Here is a 23,331-nt window from a genome sequence, read left to right on the forward strand (position 1 = left end):
ATACCAAGGGATACGTATCGAAAAGTAGGTTTCAAGTTTTAGTTAGTAATCCGACCGCAGAAATAACCATCCCCGGAATACAATATCCACACTGAACTGCTCCTGTTTTAGCAAATGCATAACTAAATACATCCTTTTGTCGTGATGATATCCCTTCGATCGTAGTAATTTCTTTATTTTCTACTTTTGATAAATTAAACAGACAACTCTTGCAAGCCTTTCCATTAATGAGTACAGTACAAGCTCCACAAGAACCACTATCACAACCGTTTTTTGTCCCAGTAAGTCGCATTTCGTCACGTAGGAAATGCATCAGACTTTTATCTTTTTCACAGCTGACCGTTTCCCCATTCACTATAAACGAATACACCTTTAACACACCCTTAATTTAAATGATCTTTTTCACATTATATCATATAGAAAAATATTTTTGTAAAATAAAAATATTTTCTTTGCTTTATTGGCAAATATAATTGTGATGATATAAGTCAAAATAAGCATCCTTTTTTTATTACTTTTCTTATCTATTAATTATTAATTTTAATATTTTTTACTACTTTTACCACTTCTTCTCTGTTAAAAAAATATCGTGGAAAAGTTGTTTAACTTTCTTGTTAGCTTCTTTTTCAAAACTTTCATACTTTCTGACAAGTTTCTTTCCTTCTTGTGTTAGCTGGGAACCTCCTCCTTGGAAACCACCAATTTTTGAAACAATCAATTTTTTCCCCCATAATTTTTCTGCCTTTTGAACAATACGCCAAGCTTTATTATATGACATTCCCATTTCTTTAGCCGCTTGACTCAATGAACCATTCTCATTTACTAAATTTAAAACATCTAAAACGCCAGGACCAAAAAAAATTTCACCCTTTTTCAACCGTAAGGTCATTTTATAAGATAGTTCATTTTGCTTTGTCATAAAAAACCTCCACTAATATACAATAGATAACAGCTTTCCAGAAAAAAACGATCCTTTTTGATTATTTTTACAAATTTACTCTTGTAGGATTTTTTCTGGTTTTGGTTTATTTAAAATGAGATTTAAGATTACTGCAATAATTGCGGTTAAAATTACTTCAGAGTTCCCAAAAATTGTCGTCACCCACGCAGGAAAACCAGCAAGTGATCCTTCTGAAAGAGCAATCCCGATCCCAAATGCTAAAGAAGTTCCGACAACTGTAGTATTTTTCGGTGTCAGTCCTTCGTTGGCTACCGTGCGCAACCCTGTCATTGCAATCGTAGCAAAAACAGAAATCGTTGCACCACCGATAACTGATTGCGGTATGGTTGTTAAAATAGCAGCAATTTTAGGTAAAAAGCCTGCAATTAACAAAACACCCGAGGCAAAAGTAAAAATATATTTGTTGATTGCTTTGGTTGAAACAGCTAGGCCTACATTTTGTCCAAATGTTGCACAAGGGACTGAACCAAACAGGCTTCCTAAAAAGTTAGCCAGTCCACTACCTATAATTGCGCCAGAAATTTCTTTATCCGTAGGCTGACGATCCATAGCACCAAATGTTGTAGCAGTAAATTGCCCAATTGTTTGCACAGAATCAACTAAATACATCACGACCAAAGTCGCAATTGGAACAGCTTTAAATTCTAAACCAAAATGAAGCGGCAAAATACTTTGTACAATTCCGGCATTTGCTATAGGAACAAAATCAACCATTCCCAAAAATAATGAAACAATATAACCAATAATCATTCCTACTAACATCGAAGATAATTTCAAAAATCCTCTGCCAAAATTATTTAAGTAAAAAACAATGACAAAAGTGATAATGGCTACTAACCAACTTTGCCAAGATCCGTAGCCTTCATTTCCGGCTCCTCCTGCCATATATTTGACAGCTACTGGAAATAAGGAAAAACCAATACTTAAAATGACTGTACCAGTTACGATCGGTGGAAAGATAAAACGAATTTTCTTAATGGTCAGACCAACAAAGATCACTGTCAAACCACCAATTAACTGCGCGCCAAAAATCGCGCCTATACCAAACTCAGCACCAATTGCCAGTAGAATAGGTACATAAGCAAAACTAGCCCCCATCATAACAGGTAAACGAGCGCCAAAACGGCCAAAAATTGGAAAGAGCTGAATCAAGGTAGTAATTCCTGCAAAGACTAAAGACGTTTGTAAAATTAAAGTAGTATTGGCTTCGTTCAAATTAGTTACTTCTGCAATCATCAATCCTGGGGTCACAATACCTACAATCGCCGCGACTACATGTTGTAAACCTAAAGATAGGATTTCACCAAACTGAGGTTTAGCATCATATTTATAAAGAGCGTTTAATTCTTTTTTCGACTCCATTCGTCTTCTCCTTTCGAGCGGGCAGACAGACCCATCACTTCATAGCTATGGCTTCGATTTCAAAAGAACCGCCCAATGGTAATTCCTTTACAACAAAGCAAGAACGAGCTGGCTTCCATTCGCCGAAATAATCTGCATAAACTTCATTCACTGCTGCAAAATCTGCCATATCTGTTAAAAAAACAGTAGTCTTCACAATATCAGAGAAGGTTAAGTCCACCTCTTGCAGTATTGCTCCCAGATTATTAAATGCTTGTTTTGCTTGATCGGTTACACTTGCTTGTAATTTTTTTGATACAGGATCTAAGCCTAATTGACCTGATATAAAGGCTTGATTTCCTACTAAAACAGCGTGCGAATATGGCCCTACAGCTGTAGGTGCTTGCTTTGTATTAATCATATTTTTTGTCAATTTCTTACCTTCTTCCTTAATTACTTGTAATTAGCGTACCTGTTTTACCAGCTAATCCTTCTTTTGCTTTTTCCAAAGAGGTGATCAAAGCTTTTTTATCTGTTTGTTTGACAAAGTTCATTGCCGCTTCAACTTTTGGCAACATAGAACCAGGTGCAAAATGTCCTTGGTTAATATATTTTTGTAGCTCATAGGGTGAAACTTTTGCTAGATTTTTTTGTTCTGGACTACCAAAATTTAAAGCAACTTGTTCAACGGCTGTTAAAATGATTAAAAAATCCGCATTGATCGTTTCAGCTAACAAAGCGCTACAAAAGTCTTTATCAATAACTGCTGGAACTCCTTGCAAGTGGTTATTTTCTCCTTTTATAACGGGAATTCCCCCACCACCGCAAGTAATCACTAGTTCATTGGCACTGATCAAATGATTGATTGTTTCAATTTCTATGATCTCTTTGGGTTTTGGCGAAGCGACGACTTGCCGGTAACCTCGGCCGCATCCTCTGCTACTACAATGTCTTTTTCCATAGCAGCTTGCATTGCTTCTTCTTTAGCCATAAAACGACCAATTGGTTTTGTTGGTTTGTCAAAAGCAGGATCATTAGGATCTACTTCAACTTGAGTCGCGATCGTAACAACCGGTTTTTCCAACTTGCGAGAAAGCATCTCTTCTCTTAAAGCATTCTGTAAGTCATAACCAATGTAAGTTTGGCTCATTGCCACGCTAACGGATAAAGATACCGGAGGATACTTTTTAGGATCTTTGGCCGTCATTTCATCCATCGCTAGTTTAATCATTCCTGCTTGTGGACCATTACCATGAGCTAATACTACTTCATAGCCTTCTTCAATAAGATCCACTACATTAACCGCTGTTTTTTTCACAGCTTCCATCTGTTCTTTCAAGTTATTTCCTAAAGCATTACCGCCTAAAGCTACTACAACTTTTGTCATCTTTTTCCTCCTGAATCAATAATTTTTTATTATTTCATTTCAAAAAAGAAAGAGAAGTTTTAAGTAAAGAAATCTTTTTCATTTCCTTAAAACTTCTCTACTTTTGCTAATTATTCGTCGTAATGTCGTTGTTTTCCCCGTTTTTCCAAATCTTTTAAAGCTTGTCCAGGCAGTTGGAATTTGCTTAAGAAAATCATCGCAGCAATTACATAGGGTTTGTAACTAGCTTCTTTGTACAATTCCTTGCGGTAACGATCAAATACAGAAGCATCTACTTCGCCTTCATCTGCAGAAATGCCTGTAATATCTGCAGGAAGTGGGTGCATGTATAATGCTTTACCATCTTTTGTTAACTCCATCATTTCTTCTGTACAAGCCCAATCTTTATGCTGTCTATTTTGCTTTAATAGCTCATCTTCTAACTCATCAATTGCTTCAAAGTCACCTTCGCTGTATAATTCCGTTCTTTTTTCCATCGCTTTAAAAGGTGCCCAACTTTTACAATAAATAACATCAGCATCGGTAAATGCTTCTTTCATATCATAAGTCTTTTTAAAAGAACCACCTGATTTTTCCGCATTTTCCTGCGCTAGTTCTTCGATTTCGGGCATTACTTCGTATCCTTCTGGATGAGTCAAAGTCACATCCATGCCAAAACGTGTCATCAAGCCGATGATTGCCTGAGCAACAGATAGAGGTTTACCATAAGATGGCGAATAAGCCCACGACATGACGATTTTTTTGCCTTTTAAGTTTTCAATCCCCCCTACTTCATGAATGATATGATCTAAATCAGCTAAAGCCTGTGTCGGATGATCAGTATCGTCTTGTAAGTCAACTAAGTTAGGACGTCGCTCTAAAATTCCGTCTTCTTGGCTTTCTTTTACGGATTCAATAACTTCGCGCATATAAGCATCACCTTTACCGATATACATATCGTCGCGAATCCCGATCACATCCGCCATAAAAGAAATCATTGTTGCTGTTTCACGAACTGTTTCACCATGCGAAATTTGTGATTTTTTTTCATCTAAATCTTGGACAGCCAGACCTAACATATTACAAGCGCTCGCAAAAGAAAAACGTGTCCGCGTTGAATTATCACGGAATATAGAAACGCCTAGTCCAGAATCGAAAATTTTGGTTGAAATATTTCTTTCTCGTAAATTTCTTAGCGCATCTGCAACTTTTAAAGTTGCTTTTAATTCATCTTCTGATTTATGCCAAGTCTGCATAAAATCATTTCCAAACATATCTGTGGTATTGTAACTATTGATTTCTTCTAATAAGTTTTCAAAATTTGCCATTCACTTTTCCTCATTTCTTATTTCGTATAAACTGTCGGTAAAGTTGCGTAAAACGCAGCACAACGAACTAGATCTTCTTTCCAGGTGATTTCATTTGGCGCATGCGCTTGATCTTCTGCGCCCGGTCCATAACCAATACAAGGGATATCATTGCGCCCCATAATAGTGACGCCATTGGTTGAAAAAGTCCATTTATCAAGAACAGGACGTACTTCACGCATTTTTATTTGTGAATCTGGTCCTTGCCGTTTATCCCCATATAATTGATCATGAGTTTCAACTAAAGCTTTTGTAACCTCATGATCTTCTGGAATAACCCATGTCGGGAAGTAACATTCGATTGGATATGATTGGCCAGTATAACTCGGGACATCATAGTCATACATTGAAACTTCAACGTCTGCGCTATATTTTTGCACTGCTGGCAATTGTCGGATTTCTTCTAAACAGCTTTCCCATGTTTCTCCAGCTGTCATACGACGGTCTAAAGAAACGGAACAACCATCCGCTACCGCACAACGGCTTGGTGAAGAGAAAAATACTTGCGATGCCGTTATCGTTCCTCGACCTAAAAATTGTGCTTCTTGCCAATCTGAATTAAATTGTTGATGTAACATTTTTTCTAAACCATAGATAGAAGTTGATTCAGTACAACCATTATTATTTAATGCACGTACATCATTTAAAATATCCGCCATTTTATAAATTGCATTGTCACCACGTTCTGGCGCTGAACCATGTGAGGAAACACCGCGGACATCAACCCGAATTTCCATACGGCCCCGTTGTCCCCGATAAATTCCGCCATCAGTTGGCTCAGTAGAAACGACGAATTCTGGACGAATCTTATCTTCATTAATAATATATTGCCAACATAATCCATCACAGTCTTCTTCTTGAACAGTTGCTGTGACTAAAACAGTATATTTATCGCTCAATAAGCCTAAATCTTTCATGATTTTAGCGCCATAGATAGCAGAAACAACTCCGCCTTCTTGATCAGATGTTCCACATCCGCCAATTTCACTATCATTTTCATAACCTTCATAGGGATCAAATCGCCAATTTTTCTTTTCGCCAATCGCAACTGTGTCCATATGACCATCAAAAGCAATTAATGTTTCGCCTGTTCCCATATATCCCAGTAAATTTCCCATCGGGTCAAATTCTACTTTATCAAAACCGAGTTTATCCATTTCTTCTTTAGTACGTTGTAATTTTTTTCCTTCATCAGCACTTTCACCCGGAATTCTGACCAAATCACGTAGCAATTTTGTCATATCCTTTTCGTAATTTTGTGCTTGTTTTTTGATTGCTTCTAAATCCATTCTTTCTACCTCCACAAAATATGTTTATAATTATCAGGGTCCGTATCGCCTTCTGTTGAAAACAACACAATCTCTGAATCATTACCTAAAGTTAAATATTCTTTTAGATCCTTATATTCAGGGTCTTTCATCAAACTAGCAATTAAGCCCATTCCTACAGCACCTGATTCACCAGATACAACCTGTGGATCTCCTTTAATCGGTGCGCCTAACATACGCATCCCTTTTTCTGATACAGAGTCAGGACAAGAAACAAAAGCGTCTACATGATTTTTTAAAATATCAAAAGAAATTGTATTGGGCTCGCCACAAGCAAGACCAGCCATAATTGTATCTAGATCACCATCAACAAAACGAATTTTTCCATCTTTTTGCTTAGCTGACTGATACAAACAATCTGCTGCTTGGGCTTCCATAACAACTATCTTAGGTGGATTCTCAGGATACAAGTTGGCGTAATAACCAATAACTGCTCCTGCTAAACTACCTACACCTGCTTGAATAAAAACATGTGTAGGGCGTTTACTAACGTCTTTCATTTCTTCATCAGCTTCACTTGCCATTGTTCCATAACCTTGCATAATCCAGGCTGGAATTTTTTCGTAGCCTTCCCATGCTGTATCTTGAACCATCACACCATTTTTAGTAGATTCAGCCAATGCGTTGGCCTTTCTAACACATTCATCATAATTAACGTCTTCAATCGTAACGTCAGCGCCTTCATTTTTTATATTATTAAAGCGTGTTTGAGTAGAGCCTTTGGGCATTAATACAACTGCTTTTTGCCTCAATTTATTAGCTGCCCAAGCTACGCCCCTGCCATGATTGCCATCTGTAGCTGTATAAAAGGTGGCTTGTCCAAATTCTTCTCTTAATTCATCTGATGTTAATGTGTCATAATCAAGTTCTGAAATATCTTTTCCTGTACGTTCGGCAATATAATTTGCCATAGCAAAAGAACCGCCTAATACCTTAAAAGCATTTAAACCAAAGCGATAAGACTCATCTTTAACAAAAAGATTTTTCACTCCTAAGTAATGAGCCATATGATCCAATTTAGCTAAAGGTGTTTCATTATATTGTGGGAAACTTTTGTGAAACGCACGTGCCTTTTACATATTCGCCTTATCCATTAAATATAAATATGGATCCTCGGTTTTTGGCATTTCATTTTTAACCCATCTGATTTTTTCCAAACTTTTCACTCCAATTTCATTCATTAATTTTCCGGAAAACAAATTTTCCGATTTTTTCTTTACAAACTTTTCCGTTTTCAGCAACTTTATCTCCTCGAAGAAAAACATCACGTGCTTTTCCTATCGTTTCAAAACCCTCATAAGGAGTGTAATCGCAATTTGTTACTTGTGTTTTTGCGCTAATAACATCCCTTTGTTCAGGGTCCCAAATGACAATATCTGCATCACTGCCAATTTGAATAACCCCTTTTTTAGGATACATATTAAACTGTTTAGCGATATCTTCAGATAACAAACCAACAAAACGTTCCAAACTGATCTTTTCTGTCATAACGCCGGCTGTATAAATTAGCTCTGGACGTGTTTCAACACCTGGCATGCCCCCTGGTATTTTAGTAAAGTCGTCTTTACCGTTAATTTTTTGATTAGAGAAATTAAAATCGCAATGATCCGTAGAAATTGTTTGAACATGTCCATCGATCACGCCTTGCCACAAAGCTTTATTATCTGTAGGTTTTCTTAAAGGAGGTGAACAAACGTATTTAGCGCCTTCAAAATTCGGCAAGTCATATAAGGAATCCTCTAAAAGTAGATATTGGGGACAAGTTTCAACATACACTACTTGTCCTTTTGCTCTCGCTCTTTTCACTACTTCTAACGATTCTTTCGTACTTAAGTGCACAATGTTAACGGCTAAACCTACTTGGCCTGCAATGGTAAGATAACGATTAATCGCTTCGGCTTCTAATACATTAGGCCGTGATAATGGATGGTATTTGGGCACTACTTTTCCAGTTTGCAAATAATCTTTTTGTAATTGATTGATTACATCACCGTTTTCGCAATGAACGCCTAATATACCACCCACTTTTTTTATTTCTTTCATAGCTTCAAAGAGTTCAGCATCGCTAGCACGCATCGCGTCATAAGCCATATACATTTTAAAAGATGTGATCCCCTGAGCAATCATTTCTGAAACTTCTGCTTTTATTGCAGGGGTCCATTCAATGAGTGACATATGATAATTAAAATCACAAGAGGCCTTACCTTCAGCCATTTGGTTCCAAGTTTTCAAACAGTTATTTAGGGAACTACCGCGAACGGGTGTCGCCATATCAATGATAGTCGTTGTTCCCTTGGCAACTGCCGCCTGACTGCCGGTTACAAAGTTATCTGAAGTTGTCGCTAAGTCATTTTCTAATTCTAAATGAGTATGCCCATCGATAAATCCTGGGAAAAGATAGCAAGCAGAAGCATCTATAATTTTGTCTTCATTAACCTCTAAATCGCATCCCATCTCTATAATCTTTTCATCTTTTATCCGAACATCCAATTGACGACGGCCGCTTGTAGAAACGACCGTTCCGCCTTTGATTAGCATCGCCAATGATTTTCACCTCTTAATTAGCTAAACAGAAATCGTAATCATCAATTACTGTTTCCATTAAATCTATGATTCCATCTGCAATATCTGTGTTACTTGTTGTATTAAGTTCAACCGTCTGTTCCTTATCTTTATAACGAACCAAGCAAGTTTTTGTTGCTTGATCAATCACATAAAATCCTTGGTTTGTGCTATTATAAAAATCTTCTTCATTATTAAACAAGGTAAATTTAACTTTATAGGGCGCGCTAGAATAAGGGCAGAAAGTTTCACAATTCCCACACTCATTACACATTCTGTCGATATGCATGATTTGTGGACGATCATTTACATTAATAACAACATTCGCTCGGTTGGGACATACATCCACACAAGATTCACATATTGTCGAACATTCCAGACAACGTTCAGCCTGAGAAACTGGATCTTCATCTGTTAGCAATATTCCTCTTTTACTCCGAGGTTCTTGTAAATCAATATTTTTATTCGCACGTTCATAATTTTTATTATGGATTTCGCAAATACTACTACAAGCTTTTGTAGCATCTGCAATTGCTTCAACAATGGTAGCTGGACCACGGTGAGCATCCCCTACTACATATACATGCTCCAAGTTTGTCTCTAAAGTATCAGGATCAACAAGCACGCGACCTCTTGGGTCTGTTTGAATGCCCAGTTCATTAAAGTAACTGTCATCCACTTTTTCTCCAATCGCAGAAACGACTGTCGAGGCTTTGATATCAACAAATTGACCGGTTGATTCTGGACGCTGACGGCCGGATTCATCTCTTTTTCCTAATTTCATTACCTCACAAGTCAGATAACCATTTTCTAATGATACAGGGGACAATAACTCACGGAAGGTCACGTCTTCATCTAAAGTTGTCAAAAGTTCCTCTTCATCCGCTGGCATATTTCGTTTATCACGGCGATAAACCAAGGAAACATTATTGACGCCTGGCAAGCGTTTAGCAGCCCGAGCGCAATCCATAGCTGTATTGCCACCACCAATTACAACAATATCTTCACCATAAACATTATGTCTTGAATCAATACGCAAATCATTTAAAAATTCTAAGGAATTAATTGCTTCACCTTTATCTAAGCGAAGATTATTGTGCTTATGAGCGCCAATGGCGTAGATAATATTTTCATAGCCAGCATCTTTCAAAGAATCAATTGCTGGAGCTGCTTCTCCAGTTTTAAATTCAGCTCCCATGAACTTAGCCATATCTACGTCTTTTTGTACACTTTCCATAGAAATACGAAATTCTGGTACGATTTGGCTACAAACACCACCTGCATCATTACCTTTTTCAAAAACAGTTACTGGATAACCTTCACGGGCTAAAAGATAGCCGGCTGAAATACCTGCTGGACCCCCACCAACTACTGCCGTTTTTGGTGCATTTTCTTTTCTTTCAGGTTTTTCCATCGTTGCCATTAATTCATCATAAGTATTTTCGGCAGCTTCTAACTTCACGCCTCGAATATCGATAGAATTTTCATAAAATTGACGTGTACATTTTGTCTGGCACGGATGCGCACAGATCGTTCCTGTAATAAAAGGTAACGGATTTTTATCCACGATTACTTTTAAAGCTTCCAAATGCTTTCCTTCACTAACATAGCGTAAATAAGCTGGGATATCTTGATCAATAGGACAACCACCAGTTCCACGACATGGAGCGGTGTAACAGTCAAGTAATGGCAACTTCTCTTTAATTTTGGGAGAAATTGGTAGTTTTATAGGTTTTTGATAAAGTGCTTGAGCTTTTGATTTTTCTACTAGTTCTGTTAATTTATCCAATTCTAATTGAATATAATTAGGATATTCCAAAGAAGAGATTACATTGGACATTTGTTGTATACGCTGGTAACCACCGGGTTTTAATAATGTAGTAGCCACTGTAATCGGCCAAATTCCCGCTTCAAATAAGTCTTTAATATTGAAAATATCTGCTCCACCGGAATAAGAAATCTGTAGTTTCCCTGAAAAAGCGTCAGATAGTTTTTTAGCCACAGCGATACTCAGAGGAAACAACGCACGACCAGACATAAACATTTCTTCTGCAGGTAGTTCATTTTGACCAACATCTACAGGGAAAGTATTCGTTATTTTTACTCCAAAATTTCGTTGTAACCTATCAGCTAAATTTTGTAATCGCTTAAGCATTGGAACTGCTTCTTCAAATTGCAAATCTTCTACAAAATGATGATCATCAAATTCCATATAGTCAAAACCAAGTTTATTCATCATTTCACGAGCGTAATCGTAACCTAGCAAAGTTGGATTACATTTAATGAAAGTATGGAGTTGCTGTTCTTTAATAAAGTGAGTAGCTATTTTTTCAATTTCATCTGGAGGGCATCCATGTAAAGTTGATAATGTTATAGAACGTGAAACATGGGGACTAATTTCATTCAAGTATTCTTCATCAATACGTGTAAATTGTTCCATATATTTCCGTGCTGCTTGCAAGCATTCTCCCCAAATTGGTGTCTTTGAAACATCTTGCATATCATGAATATATTTTTGGATTTTTGGCGTTAGGATTCCTTCCAAATCATAGCCAACACTCATATTAAAGATAAAACCATCAGGATCGCCTAAATCAAACTCTCGACTTAATAGTTTTAAAACAAACCAGGCTTTCGTGTACTCTTCAAAAGCTTGTGGTACACGCAATTCTGTTGACCACTCTGAGTTATAAGCCTCATCTCTAGCCGAAATACATGGTTTTGCAATTCCTGTGTCTTCTCCGTCGATCACTTGCACTGTTTTTAATTCAAAAAACCTAGCACCACTAACATAAGCCGCAACGATGTTTTGAGCTAATTGTGTTTGAGGACCAGCAGCTGGACCAAACGGTACTTCCATTTTTTCGTTAAATAAGGATATTTTTTTACTTTTATCCGCTTTATAAAACTGCCGGATACCAAAAATAGTTCCTGTTTTTCTGTATTCTTTCATAACCCAATCTAATAACGCTTCAATGGATATAGGGCGCATTACATCACTCATTTTTTTCACCTCTAATTATTGATTCTACTCCATAATTTCTTTGCTTCTTCTCCTGCCTTAGCATAAATTTCATCCTCATCGACATTTAATACTTCTTTATTTCTCATCCTTACCTCACCATTAATGATTGTATCTGTAATATTGTTGCCATTAACCGCCATTAGAATATGACCATTAACATTATCTGCGGTTATCGGTGTAGGGGCTTGATAATCGGCTATAATAACATCTGCAGCTGCTCCTTTTTCAATTACTCCAAGTTTAGTGTTAAAATAACGATTCGCCATCTTAGGGTTATTTGCAAATAACATTTCTGGAACTTCGGTTCCACCAGCACCTGGGTCTACTAAAGTATGTTTATAAATCAAGTTCGCAAACTTATATGATTCCGTAATGTCAGTGGTAAAACCGTCTGTACCAAGACCACAAACAATGCCAAACTCGTCCATCATTCGTAAAGTTGGTGGACAGCCAACAGCATTTCCCATATTAGATTGAGGATTAGTTACAACCATCGTGTCAGTATCTTTAATCAATTGCATCTCTTGAGGGTTAATATAAATACAATGTCCTAATAAGCTTTGCCTACCTAAAATACCTAGGTCAAATAAACGATTTATAATAGGCTTGTGATATTTGCGCAAGGCATCATGTACATCTGCGATACCTTCTGCTACGTGGATATGAAAACCTACGCCCTCAGGTGTTTTCCCCACTGCTTTTTCCATTGTTTCATCCGATAGAGTGAATTGAGCGTGCATTCCCATCATCGCTTGTTGCATATCACTTGTTTGGTTTTGAACTTTATTGATGAAACGAAGATTCTCTTCAATCGCTTGATTTGCTGCTTGTTTTCCATGACGGTCTGATACTTCATAACATAGACAAGTACGTACACCCATTTCAGTAGCAGCGTTTGATAACTGGTCTAAACTTCCTTCGATTTCTCCATAACTTGCTTGATGATCAAACATAGTAGTAACGCCATTTTTGAGACTTTCCAAATAGGCGATTCGCCCACTATGATAAGTTGTTTCATTTGTCATTTCGCTATCTAACTTAAACCACTGACCCTCCAAAATGTCTAAAAAGTTCTTCGGATTATAGCCATTGATACTTAACCCTCTGGCAAAAGTACTATAAATATGATTATGCATATTAATAAAACCTGGCATGATCAAGCCATTTTGAGCGTCAATAAATTCAACATCCGGATACTTCTCCTTCAAACTCTTTGTATCTGCAACTTCTTTGATTACTTTCCCATCAATCAATACTGCACCATTTTTTATGAAACCCTTTTCTTTTTTGCGTGTGACTAAGTGACCATTTCCAAGCAGTAACATAATTTGTCCTCCTAATATTCTTGTTACCAACAAGAAATTTCCTGTACACGATTTGTATACTATAATTTTTTGTGGCTCGAACTTTTATTGACTTTAGTATAGCACGTTATCTAAAAAATAAAAAGCTTATCTAAAAATTTTTTTGTTTCTGTTGAAAATGTTTCAAAGCTCATAAATATTTGTTAATTGAAAATTTACATGATACTATTATAAAAAGAAAATAAAATACTAGTTGGAGGGTTTTTTATGTTATCTGAACAAAACGCTAACTTTTTAAAACAAATTGCTAAAGCCATAGCAATACAATTTGGTGAAGACTGTGAAGTCGTGGTACATAAAATTGACGAAAATAAAACGGATCATTCGATCATCGCCATAGAAAATGGTCATATAACTAATCGTCATATAGGCGATGGCCCATCTCAAGTTGTATTGGAAACGCTGCAAAAAGATCCCGAAGAAATCGAGGATCATTATAATTATCTAACCCGCACACGCGATGGTCGAGTATTAAAATCAAGTACAATGTTTTATAAAGGAGAAGATGGCAAACTCGAAGCAATTCTTGCCATAAATTTTGACACATCTACTTTATTTGCAGCAGAAAATACTTTGCATAAATTAACTGTTACCGATGAACCTGAAGATGAAGTAGAACCAAGCTTCATCCCGCAGAACGTTAACGATCTATTAGACGAACTGATTAAAGAATCCGTTAAATTAGTTGGTAAACCTGTGGCACTGATGACAAAAGAAGATAAAGTTAAAAGTATACAGTTTTTAAGCAATAAGGGCGCTTTTTTAATCACTAAATCTGGCGATAAAGTAGCGAAATACTTTAATATATCGAAATATACACTATACAATTATATCGGCTAATATAAGAAAATAGCCTTCACTAACAAAAGTAGTGTCTTCTAAGAGCTAGCCTTTCACTAACTCCTAGAAGACACTACAGTGGTTGTTTTTTATTTAAATACATCATAACTGCTTCTAATACAGCGCCTCCCAATGCGCGAGCTTTATCCGATATAGTAAAACAATCAACATCTTGAGAAGGTCTGGGATCTACATCCGCACATTTCAGTCCCTTTGGTATAGTAAAACCTTCGGCGATTTCTCCTCGTAAAGTTCCTTCTAAAGGTGAATAAACTGCCGTATTCCCCACATAAAATAATAACTCATCTTTTTTTACATGGTTGCCGATCTTTCGAACATGTTTAACTTTACCAGCAGCGGGAGAATGAATAACTCGTTCTGCGCTTTTACCGCCCAGTTTCCCTGGCACGCCAGTGTTAGCTAGCGCTTTTCCTGAAAAAAATAAGCGACCTAAGTTATGTCCACGCATTGTTTCAACAACAACGTCCACGTCTTCTGCTGCCGTAAACCCTGGACCTAATGCGACAGTGAACGGCGCCATGTCAATATTAGTCCCTAGATTTTTTTTAGCCAAAATTGCATCAACAACCACCCTTGGTTTAAAAAAAATTAAACTTTTCCCTTCAGGATCAACCAACAATGGTATCTTATCTTGTTGCCAGATAGACTGACTTTCTTCTGCTTTTTGTATTTTTTCTATATGTAAATCTTCGACTTGATATTTTCCCCAAAAAACAGCATTACAGGCTGCTACAGTACGCCGAATCGCTAAAGGTTGAGCTGTTTCTAAAATCACTACTTTAAAACCGGCATGATATAATTTTTGAATCACGCCTGTTGCAATATCTCCACCACCACGAATCACTATTACAGTTTCTTCTACTTTTCCCATAAAATCCATCCTCTATTTGAAAATGTATTACCAGCAATAATCTTTTTTAATTGCCTTTTAAACATTGGATTCATTTTTTGAACAATCTGTTTGGCAAGTTCCAGATCTCTTGTCACTTCCACATGATTGATATACAGAATCTTTTCTCCTCTAGCTTTAGCAAATAATCCTTCTGGATGTTCAATCAATTGCGCTAAATGTTGTACAGTAATGGGTGAATTTTTTTTAACAGAAACTAACTTTAAATAATAAGGTAAGCGATGGATAATTGTTTCATCCGTTCGCTGCCCCAATACACAAAGCGGGATAATTCCGATCGTTGTTGTCGTTTCGGATACAATGACAGGTTCAAAATCAGCCCAAGCTTTCAGAGGGCGTTGTTTTGCGCCATCTGCTTCTAAAAAAACCTTATCAAACAAAGGAAAAGATTGTCTAAAAGCTGCTGACTCAGGCATACTGATTTTCTTTTTTTCATGTTTAGCAATAACCTTTCCTGCCATAGTAATGCCGATTTCCGCTGTTAAGTTTTCAAAAGGATCAATAACTAAGCGATGATAAATACTAGCTTTTGGATAACCCATTTTAGTCGTTGTACTTAGTAAGACTTTTTCATGGCAATATTTTTTTGCAAGAAATATAAGCAAACTGGTTTTTCCACCGCTACCAATGATTGATAGAACCTCATAATCCTTGAGTTCAAAACAATCAATTAGTTTTACCATGGAACATACTCCTTTTTATTATTTTTTTGTATAATGTCGTAAATTCCATCCAAATTAACATCATTACATCGCAAAATTTCACAGCCTTGTTCAATCTGTCCTCTGTCAATACGTAAACTAATTCCGCAAAAGTCCCCCAGATCTCTAGGCAGCGGCATTGGTTTTGTAAAAATATTTTGTTTATTAAGTACATCCTCAGCTTTCATGACTTGGTGGGTGTTTGAAAAAGTCAACAAACATTCCATAATTAGTCCTCATTTCTACAATGTAACGACTTTATCAGCTTTCATTTGGATTTCGCTGATAGTAAACATATTCGTAACATCTCCAATAGCAACCTTTTCTTCTAATTCATAAAAGTCTACACAAGTGCCACAAGTTAAAATAGTTACTTCTTTTTCCTGTAAAGTTTTTAAATCAGCAAGAATAGGTGAACCGTAATTGGTTAAAAAGGCTCCTTCATTAAAGAAAATCAGCGTGCTCGGTAGATCATCTAATTCAGTTAAAGAATAAATGTAACTTTTCATTAGCAAGTCTCCTAGCGCTGAATCACCTTTACCTAATGTCTTACTTCCAATCATTAACACTGTATCTTCTTTAACATTTGAGAAGTTATCTAGCCCTTTTTTAGGCATTAAAGTAATAGTAAAATATTCATCTTTGAGTTGTTTTATTTGTGTTTCAATCCCCAACTCATCAGTCATTTTAGTAATATTATTCACAGAAACCTGATTATCAACGGAGACTTCGATAGACTCATTTTGCTCTCCTCGATCTCGAAGTGCCTTTTTTGTTTCAACTACTGGAATAGGACATGGTTTTCCTAACGCATTAATTTTTAACATTCTAAATTTCCTCCTTTCCTTTATAAAAGAACAATCGGTGCATCCTCTTTTTTGACAATTTCACCGATCATTTGTGCTTGCGGATCGTCTTTTTGTATTTCTGACAATAAATCTTGCGCTTTGTCTGCAGCCACACTGATTAATAAGCCACCTGAGGTCTGCGGATCAAATAAAATTTCTTGCATGGCAGGTGCAATATCTGCCAATGAAACCTTCTCTGCTAAAAACTCTCGATTTCGTTGACCACCTGCAGTTGCCAAGTATTCTTCAGCAAAATGATAAACTTTAGGCAAAAGAGGTAATAAACTAGTATCCACCACCGCTGTATAGTCTTTTTCAACCATTTCGATCAAGTGTCCCAAAAAGCCAAAACCAGTAACATCTGTACAAGCGTGAATATCATATTGTTTCATTTTTTCAGAAGCATCTTTATTTAAGCGCTGCATAGAAAAAAGAGCAGCTTTTTCTGTCTCTTTATCTGCTAATCCTACGCGCACAGCCGATTGTACAAGCCCTACCCCTAGAGGTTTAGTTAAAAGTAATACATCTTTTTCTTTTGGTGTATTATTGTTGATAATCTTTCTGTTACTCAACGTACCTGTTACAGCTAGTCCGTACTTAGGTTCATGATCATAAATCGAATGACCTCCAGCTAATACAGTATTGGCTTCCTTTATTTTTTCAGCACCACCAGTTAGCATTTCTTTCAAATATTTTTTATCCATTTTTTCTGGAAAGCAAACAATATTTAGCGCATATAATGGTTTACCTCCCATCGCATAAATATCACTTAAAGCATTTGCTGCTGCAATCTTTCCAAAGGTTTTGGGGTCTTCAACCATAGGTGAAAAAAAGTCTATGGTTGAAATAAGAGATTGATCTTCATTGATCTGATAAACAGCTGCATCATCTGCAGTATCAAAACCTACTAGTAAACGATCGTCTTTTTTCCGCGGGATTTCTTGTAATAAACCAGCCAAATCTTTGGCGCCAATTTTGGCTCCGCAACCCCCAGATGTACAGCTAGAAAGAAAGTTTTCCACTTAATTACCTCCCTTTATCAGAATTTTTTCAAGCGCTATCAAACAATGGTTAATTTCAGTCGTCGTCGTTTCAAAACCAAAGCTAAAGCGTAACGCTCCCGTTTCAAAGCTTCCTGCAGTTTTATGAGCACTTGGGGCGCAATGCAGTCCATGACGAGTGATAATACCATAATCTTCATATAAAAACTGCGCCAACTCGTTAACTTCTAACTGTTGTGGTACAACAGAAACCACAGGTACTCTATTAGTAACGTCGGTATTTCCTAATATCTTTAAAGGCATTCCTTTAAGTCCAGACAAAAATTGTTGAGTTAATGCTTGTTCACTTTCCTGGATGTTTTTTATTCCTACTTGCTTAATCCATTCTAAACTAGTTTTTAAACTCAGGATCCCTACATTGTTAGGTGTTCCTGCTTCAAACTTATCAGGTAAAATATCAGGTTGTACAACAGAATCAGAAAATAACCCTGTTCCACCAGTTAACCATGGTTGCATTTGCTGTGCCGCTTTTTCTGATAAAATAAAGCCACCAATTCCTGTAAGAGCAAGAAGACTTTTATGTCCAGTAAAAGCCAACACATCAATATGTAAGCTTTGCTGATCAATAGGTAAAAAACCTGCTGTTTGGGCAGTATCCAGTACAGTTAAAAGTTTATGCTTATGTGCAATTTCAAAACATCTTTCTACCGGTAAAACAGAAGCTAGTACATTTGAAGCATGCGTCATAACTAGCAATTTTGTATTTTTTTGTAAAGCTGACTCAATCTTTTCAGAGGTCAATTCTCCAGCTGTATCACAAGCAAGATAACTTACTTCTACTCCTTCTTGTTCTAGTAGATACAACGGTCGCATAACTGCATTATGTTCGACAGAAGTTGTAATTACGTGATCTCCAGTTTGCAACAAGCCATGCAAAATCATATTTAAGGATAAGGTAATATTTTGCGTAAAAATGACTTTTGATGAATCTTTTGCATGAAAAAAATCAGCAACTGCTTCGCGCCCTTGAAATATAATATCCTGCCCAGAAAAATTTAAATAACTTCTTTGTGGTGTTATCTCATTATTATTTTGTAAATAATTTGTTACGGCATCGATTACCGGTTGCGGCTTATGCAATGAAGTCGCAGCGTAATTCATATAGGTTGTTTGAGAAGATTCCTTTCCTTTTGGTTTTAGCATAAGCTATCTTGTCTCCGCTCTTTTTCCAATAAGCTCTGCAGATAAACTAATCGCAAGCTCTGCTGGAGTTTCCGCTTTTATTTCAAGTCCGATCGGCATATAAATTTGATTTAGGGTTTCTGTGGCAAATCCTTCATTTTCCTGATCATTGCTATTTTATGTTTACTACCCATTAAACCAATATAAAACGGTTTGATTGCTATCAGTTGACGTAATATTTCCTCATCAAATTGATGGCCCCTTGTCATAATAACCGTATAATCATTCGAATTTATCCTAACGAACGCTTCGATTCTTTCTAAATCAGCCGTAATACATTCATTTGCTAAAGGAAAATAATTATCATTTAAATAATCTTGGCGGTCATCTACCACAACACAATAAAAGTCTAGATAATTCAGTATAGGCACCAATGCTTGTGATACGTGCCCCCCGCCAAAGATAACGACCTTACCTTCTTGGAATAATTCTTCTACTAAATAAGTTTCTAAATTAACTTCATACCTATCAGTCTTCCTTTTTGCTTTAGTACTTATTGCTTGCTGGTCGTATGTACCCAGCCAGCCTGTAGTATCACTATAAAAAATTAAAGAATCCTTTGAAGTTAAGTTAAGAGGAAACCATAACCATGCAGGCTGATGATTTTTTTCATGAGAAATCATTTCTTGACAGATTCTTTTTAAAGACGGATCTTCTCCAGGTAAGTACTGGAACAAAACTTCCATCTTACCCCCACAAACAGCTCCTAGACCTTCTTTATCGTCTGGTCGTAAATTAAAGGAACGACGTGCATTTTTTTGTTCTTTTATTAGCTGTTTAGCCATTTCTTCGCATTCGTATTCAACAATACCTCCTCCAATAGTTCCAGCTAAATGTTTTCTTTCACTCATCAACATTTTTGTTCCAATTTTTCTAGGAGTAGATCCAATACTTTCAATGATTGTAACCAAAACAGTATCTTGCCCTTTATTTATACTATCCAATAACTTTTGAAATACCATACTTCTTATCTCCTTTACGAACGATCAGAAAGCGCTTAATTAAATATTTATAAGTATAATTACTAACGAAATATAATAATCTTATCATGCTTTGTTTTTCACAAGACTAATTATAGCACCTAAAATTATTTTTTCCAAGCTAGTAAAAAATTAGTTATTACTATTCAAATAAAAAACCCCAAGTTGCATTTTTACAACCTGTGGGGCTTATAAACCACTATTAGCCAACTGATCCTTCCATACTCATATTGATCAATTGGTTCATTTCTACTGCATATTCCATCGGTAATTCTTTAGTGATTGGATCCATAAAACCATTGATAATCATTGCCGTAGCGTCTTCTTCGCTAATACCGCGAGACATCAAATAAAATAATTGGTCTTCAGAAATTTTTGACACACTAGCCTCATGTTCCAAAGCTACATTATTATTTAAAATTTCATTATACGGAATTGTATCAGAAGTTGATTGGTCATCCATTAAAATCGTATCGCACTCAATATGTGATTTGGAACCTCTACTATTACGACCAAATTTTACTTGCCCCCGATAATCGGTCTTGCCACCGTCTTTAGCAACCGATTTTGAGATTAACGTACTAGATGTATTTGGTGCGTTATGATAAACTTTGCAACCAGCATCCAAATGTTGTCCATAGTTAGCAAAAGCCATTGATAGTACAGAAGTTTTAGCATTTGGACCTTTTAAGATACTACAAGGGTATTTCATATTTACCTTACTACCCAAATTACCATCAATCCATTCCAAAGTACCGTTTTCTTCCACTGTTCCTCTTTCAGTAACTAGATTATAAACATTATCCGACCAGTTTTGAATAGTGGTATAACGAAAGAAGGCATCTTTTTTTACAACAATCTCAACACTTGCCGCATGAAGACTATTCGCTGAATAATTAGGTGCTGTACATCCTTCAATGTATTGAATAGAAGCTCCTTCATCTACAATAATCAATGAACGTTCAAACTGTCCTGCGTTTTCCCCATTAATTCTAAAATACGTTTGCACTGGAATTTCACACTGAACACCTTTTGGTACATAAATAAATGTCCCCCCGGACCAAACAGCCCCATTCAATGCCGCAAATTTATGTTCAGAATTAGAAATCACACTAGCAAAATATTTTTTAACTAGTTCAGGATATTCACGCAAGGCAGTATCTGTATCAGTAAAAATAACCCCTTGTTTAGCAAATTCTTCCTTCATATTATGATAAACGACTTCAGATTCGTATTGTGCCGCTGCACCTGCTAAATACTTACGTTCTGCTTGTGGTATACCTAAGCGTTCAAAAGTGTCTTTAATCTTATCCGGCACATCTTCCCAGCTATTCGTATTTTTTTCGCTCGACCGTTGATAATAAATAACATCATCAAAATTAATACCGGACAAATCAGGCCCCCATTTAGGAAATGGGATCTTATTGAATAATTCCAGTGAACGCAGTCGATAATCAAGCATCCATTGTGGTTCTTCTTTAATTCGTGACATTTCTCGAACGGTTTCTTCAGACAAACCACTACCACTAGAATAAACAGGCTTAACATCATCATGAAATCCATATTCATATTCTCTGCTTTTTGTTTCTACTGCCATTGCTATGTAACTCCTCTCGATAATAATCTATGGCTTTTTATTTACTAGTTATTGTTTGTTTTTTCACTAACGCTACTTCATTATAACACAAATTTTACTTTCATAATCAAACAATGTCAAATCGTTGTATGTGTCAAGTTTATTGAGGTTGAATAAAAAAACCGTCTTTTGGGGCAGACACAAAGTTATTTTTCAACCTCACTTTCATTCGGTTTGCCCTCATCCTCTCTAACAAAAACAAGTTTTTATTAGAGAACATTCGGGGTCATTATTAATTGATTCAGTCCTTTGGCGAATTGGCCTAAAGGCGCACTTTTCGCTTTTCCTTCGCCAATCTGTCCTTTAAATGCACCTTCATGAGCTTGGAAACGAGGCTTTTTCTGTACCCAACGTTTCATAGCGTGCCAACGTTTTTCTTGAGCGACGACGTCGTCCGGAAGGGCTTCGTATTGGTTCAACCAACCTTCCAATTCTTGGTTTCTTAAACTATCAATGACACGAATCATGGCTTGGGCGCCGGTTGTTGTCCACAAACGACCTTGGCGTTTCATGCGATAGGTGATTTTCCGATGGGTACTTTCGATCGTGCCAATACAAGCTTTAGGGTCCCTGATTCCTCGTGCTTTCAATGATTTTAAATAAGGCCAACTTCTTTGAAGATAGTGATGCAGTAAACGTAAATGTTCTAACGCTTCGGCCTCCTTTTCTTCAATCAAGCTTTCCGAAGTATCTAAAACCAGCTGGACTGCTTGCCAATCATAATGTTCAATCGCTCGAATCATTCGATGTTGGAGTTGGGGAACAAAAGCCATTCGTTCCTTGATTTTCCGATGGACATGGTATCGATCACGGAAGTGTTCATGACGCAAACAACCTAAAGCCAGTTCATCAAACACTGCTTTTTCATAACCCGAACCGCCGTCACTATTGGAAATGACAATGGTATGACGTAAATCATAATAGGCTTGAAGATAGGCCATCATTTCTTTGTATGCTTTTTGTCGATTCAGATGACTCACAAAGTGCGGGGCAATCATTTCCGAGCGATTGCCGACTTTCTGGCTGCCTTCACACACTTGAAAACGGTGAACTTCAAGGGATTGTTTCTTCTGTCCGTTGATCTTTACGCCGTCTCCTTCCAGATATAAATAAGGCACTTTTTTCTTGGTGATCACACCGTCATAACGACTTTCATGCGTGCTTCTGGCTTGGATGAATTCTCCCGTTTTAACCACCAATTGTTGCACATTTTGATGACTCATCTGCCAAGAAGTTAAACAGTCGATCGCTTGAGAAACATGACGATAGACCATGTTACTGCCTAATTGAGCCACGTTTCGCAGGACGAGCGAACTATAACGAAGACCTTTTCGAATCCCTAGAAATTCATCTAAGGGGTAACGAATGACATTGGCTTGATTTTTCATTCGTCGACGAACATAGGTCACGGGACCAAACAAGAAGGTGATGGTTCTTTCGCTTTTACGATCGACGCGAAAGCCTTCTTTCTTACATTGCGCACAAATTTCTTCATCAAGCGTTTGAAAAGCTAGTTGGGTAATGGTCGCTATAAGTTGTGTAAAAAAGATCATCATGGCTCTTTCTCTTGCTAAAAAATTCGTTTCCTTCTTCATTACTTCCACTAAATCTGTTACAATAGAATCCATAAGAAACCGCCTTTGTTCATTAGTGCCTGTTAGCCCAATGAATAGAGTAACGGTTTCTTTTTTATTCGTCTAGAGGATACCTCAATAAATTTTACACTTAGCAAATCGTTTTCAAACCTTTCATACCAATAACTCTAATTAAAATAATAACCAGTTTATTTTTCTTAACTAAAATGAGCTACATGACGTTATACAATAAACAAGAAAATT

At 36.8% G+C, this 23,331-nt stretch carries 17 protein-coding genes and 4 pseudogenes; 1 reads left to right on the top strand and 20 read right to left on the bottom strand.

From position 1 onward, the window contains the following. Positions 1-37: 37 nt before the first annotated feature. From C7K42_RS10975 to ssnA, 11 genes and pseudogenes are all read right to left on the bottom strand, one after another. Positions 38-370 (bottom strand): annotated as a pseudogene (locus tag C7K42_RS10975) (2Fe-2S iron-sulfur cluster-binding protein); the annotation flags it as partial. A 189-nt stretch (positions 371-559) separates the two neighbouring features. Beyond that, positions 560-919, bottom strand: coding sequence for a winged helix-turn-helix domain-containing protein (locus tag C7K42_RS10980; protein WP_234976219.1), 360 nt, complete (start codon positions 917-919; stop codon positions 560-562). A gap of 75 nt (positions 920-994) precedes the next feature. Continuing rightward, positions 995-2,323 carry a uracil-xanthine permease family protein gene (locus tag C7K42_RS10985; RefSeq protein ID WP_103099772.1) on the bottom strand — a complete coding sequence of 443 codons (1,329 nt, stop codon included), beginning with the start codon at positions 2,321-2,323 and terminating at the stop codon, positions 995-997. A 34-nt stretch (positions 2,324-2,357) separates the two neighbouring features. Next, on the bottom strand, positions 2,358-2,735 hold the full coding sequence (locus C7K42_RS10990; protein WP_014124028.1) for a RidA family protein: 378 nt from the start codon (positions 2,733-2,735) through the stop codon (positions 2,358-2,360). Positions 2,736-2,751: 16 nt separating this feature from the next. After that, positions 2,752-3,689: pseudogene (gene arcC / locus C7K42_RS10995) on the bottom strand (carbamate kinase). Positions 3,690-3,799: 110 nt separating this feature from the next. Then, positions 3,800-4,996 carry a knotted carbamoyltransferase YgeW gene (gene ygeW, locus C7K42_RS11000; RefSeq protein ID WP_103092132.1) on the bottom strand — a complete coding sequence of 399 codons (1,197 nt, stop codon included), beginning with the start codon at positions 4,994-4,996 and terminating at the stop codon, positions 3,800-3,802. 17 nt (positions 4,997-5,013) lie between these two features. Next, complete coding sequence (locus C7K42_RS11005; RefSeq protein WP_170157610.1) at positions 5,014-6,324, bottom strand: YgeY family selenium metabolism-linked hydrolase; 1,311 nt, start codon at positions 6,322-6,324, stop codon at positions 5,014-5,016. Positions 6,325-6,329: 5 nt separating this feature from the next. After that, positions 6,330-7,520, bottom strand: a pseudogene (gene dpaL, locus C7K42_RS11010) (diaminopropionate ammonia-lyase). 16 nt (positions 7,521-7,536) lie between these two features. Next, positions 7,537-8,907, bottom strand: a complete 1,371-nt coding sequence (gene hydA, locus C7K42_RS11015; protein ID WP_103099771.1) for a dihydropyrimidinase — start codon at positions 8,905-8,907, stop codon at positions 7,537-7,539. Between the two features lie 13 nt (positions 8,908-8,920). Further along, a complete protein-coding gene (ygfK, locus tag C7K42_RS11020) occupies positions 8,921-11,929 on the bottom strand; it encodes a putative selenate reductase subunit YgfK (RefSeq protein ID WP_103099770.1) in 3,009 nt (1,002 codons plus the stop codon). An 11-nt stretch (positions 11,930-11,940) separates the two neighbouring features. Next, positions 11,941-13,275: a putative aminohydrolase SsnA gene (gene ssnA / locus C7K42_RS11025; protein WP_014124020.1), complete on the bottom strand. Its 1,335-nt coding sequence runs from the start codon at positions 13,273-13,275 to the stop codon at positions 11,941-11,943. A gap of 246 nt (positions 13,276-13,521) precedes the next feature. Between ssnA and C7K42_RS11030 the strand changes: the two genes are divergently transcribed. Beyond that, on the top strand, positions 13,522-14,154 hold the full coding sequence (locus tag C7K42_RS11030; RefSeq protein WP_014124019.1) for a helix-turn-helix transcriptional regulator: 633 nt from the start codon (positions 13,522-13,524) through the stop codon (positions 14,152-14,154). Positions 14,155-14,227: 73 nt separating this feature from the next. Here C7K42_RS11030 and yqeB read toward each other — a convergent pair whose 3' ends face one another. The 9 genes and pseudogenes from yqeB to C7K42_RS11080 all read right to left on the bottom strand — a co-directional run bounded on the left by yqeB (position 14,228) and on the right by C7K42_RS11080 (position 23,121). Next, positions 14,228-15,046 carry a selenium-dependent molybdenum cofactor biosynthesis protein YqeB gene (gene yqeB, locus C7K42_RS11035; protein ID WP_014124018.1) on the bottom strand — a complete coding sequence of 273 codons (819 nt, stop codon included), beginning with the start codon at positions 15,044-15,046 and terminating at the stop codon, positions 14,228-14,230. Then, positions 15,034-15,768 carry a selenium cofactor biosynthesis protein YqeC gene (gene yqeC / locus C7K42_RS11040; protein WP_014124017.1) on the bottom strand — a complete coding sequence of 245 codons (735 nt, stop codon included), beginning with the start codon at positions 15,766-15,768 and terminating at the stop codon, positions 15,034-15,036. Before yqeC ends, yqeB begins: the two co-directional genes overlap by 13 nt. Further along, a complete protein-coding gene (locus C7K42_RS11045) occupies positions 15,762-16,013 on the bottom strand; it encodes a putative Se/S carrier protein (RefSeq protein WP_014124016.1) in 252 nt (83 codons plus the stop codon). The genes yqeC and C7K42_RS11045 overlap by 7 nt, the downstream gene beginning before the upstream one ends. Positions 16,014-16,028: 15 nt before the next feature. Continuing rightward, positions 16,029-16,613 (bottom strand): sulfurtransferase-like selenium metabolism protein YedF, encoded by a 585-nt coding sequence (gene yedF, locus C7K42_RS11050; RefSeq protein WP_103099769.1) that lies wholly within the window; start codon positions 16,611-16,613, stop codon positions 16,029-16,031. Between the two features lie 20 nt (positions 16,614-16,633). After that, positions 16,634-17,656 (bottom strand): selenide, water dikinase SelD, encoded by a 1,023-nt coding sequence (gene selD / locus C7K42_RS11055; RefSeq protein ID WP_103099768.1) that lies wholly within the window; start codon positions 17,654-17,656, stop codon positions 16,634-16,636. Then, a complete protein-coding gene (gene sclA / locus C7K42_RS11060; RefSeq protein ID WP_103099767.1) occupies positions 17,657-18,838 on the bottom strand; it encodes a selenocysteine lyase SclA in 1,182 nt (393 codons plus the stop codon). 3 nt (positions 18,839-18,841) lie between these two features. After that, a pseudogene (locus tag C7K42_RS11070) lies at positions 18,842-19,839 on the bottom strand (XdhC family protein). Between the two features lie 220 nt (positions 19,840-20,059). Then, positions 20,060-21,454, bottom strand: coding sequence for a Fe-S cluster assembly protein SufB (sufB, locus tag C7K42_RS11075; protein WP_014124010.1), 1,395 nt, complete (start codon positions 21,452-21,454; stop codon positions 20,060-20,062). 248 nt (positions 21,455-21,702) lie between these two features. Then, a complete protein-coding gene (locus C7K42_RS11080; protein WP_124175415.1) occupies positions 21,703-23,121 on the bottom strand; it encodes an ISLre2 family transposase in 1,419 nt (472 codons plus the stop codon). Between the last annotated feature and the right edge of the window lie 210 nt (positions 23,122-23,331).

The organism is Tetragenococcus halophilus subsp. halophilus DSM 20339 (genome assembly GCF_003841405.1).
Lineage (GTDB): Bacteria > Bacillota > Bacilli > Lactobacillales > Enterococcaceae > Tetragenococcus > Tetragenococcus halophilus.